The organism is Roseomonas sp. TAS13, assembly GCF_001950415.1.
Taxonomy (GTDB): Bacteria; Pseudomonadota; Alphaproteobacteria; order Acetobacterales; family Acetobacteraceae; genus Roseomonas; species Roseomonas mucosa.
Genome location: NZ_BDLP01000690.1, coordinates 1 through 1069, shown reverse-complemented (window position 1 = coordinate 1069; position 1069 = coordinate 1). Strand labels below are relative to the sequence as shown.

Here is a 1069-nt window from a genome sequence, read left to right as displayed (position 1 = left end):
GCTCTGGCGACAGCAGCGCCAGCAGGAGGGCCGCCTGGGAGCGCCCATGGCCCAGGCCGGCCCTGGAGTTGCCGAGCGCCGAGACCCTCGCCTCCAGCCCGTCCGGCCCGTGGTCCCAGAGCAAGCCGCGCAGCACGCGCTGCGCTTGGCCGATCATCACCCCGGCCCGTTCCCGCAGCGCCTCGGAAAGTTCCAGCCGCCCTTCCTCCGCGACGAGGCTGAGCGCGGCCAGCGCGCGCAGCAGCAGCCCACATTCCTCGGCGGACACCACGCCGCTGCGCTGCCAGGGCCCGTCGCTGCAACGGCGGCGGATCAGGATGGTCTCCAGCGGCGTGGCGCGGCCGGGCAGGTCCATGGCCCCCAGCCGCAAGGCCGCCACGCCGCGCGCCAGCGCATCACCCAGTCCGGGCCAGGAAGGGTCCAGCAGGGCCAGGCGCGCCAGGGCGAGCAGCCCTGCCGCGTGGCTGACCATGGAAAGCGCCTCGCCCTCCTGTCCGGCCCCCTCGGCGAAGATGCCTTCCTCCCCTTCCGCCTGGCGCGCCAACAGTGCCCGCACAGGCTCCCGCAGCAGGTCCCGCCGCGCTTCCCCGCCCGGCAGGCGTGCCAGGGAATCCAGCGCCAGGACGAGGTCGCAAAGGGACCGCGTCGGCAGGCCGGGCGCCTGTTCCAGCAGGGGAGCGAGATGCGCGTGGCACCAGGAGAGCAGCGCCTCCCTTTCCTCCACCCCGGTCTCCGGCGGCGCCAGGAGCAGCGTGGCCGCGACGGCCAGCAGCGCCGCGGCGGGCTCCTCGGGCGGCGACGGGTCGCGCCCGGCCAGGGCCGCACCCGGCGCCATGGCCCGCGCCGCCTGCGCCACCCCCTCCGCCGTTCCGGTCAGTTGCAGCCGGTCCTCCCGCACCACGAAGCTTTCGCCGCCCGCGAGGGAGGCGATCCCGTGGCGGACCAGCAGCCAGTGCAGCCGCCCCGCGCCGTCGGTATGCGCGGTGACGCTCGCCACCGTGCCGGGCGCCCGCGGCCGGGCATGGCTGTCTCTTGATCACATCTACGCACAGCCCCACCGTAAGGCGAA

General features: G+C 75.6%; 1 protein-coding gene. It reads right to left on the bottom strand.

Annotation, left to right across the window (positions count from 1 at the left end):
- Window positions 1-997 (bottom strand): hypothetical protein (locus tag ROTAS13_RS24870; RefSeq protein ID WP_139323583.1); only part of this gene is annotated, 997 nt, incomplete at its 3' end.
- Window positions 998-1069: the final 72 nt, after the last annotated feature.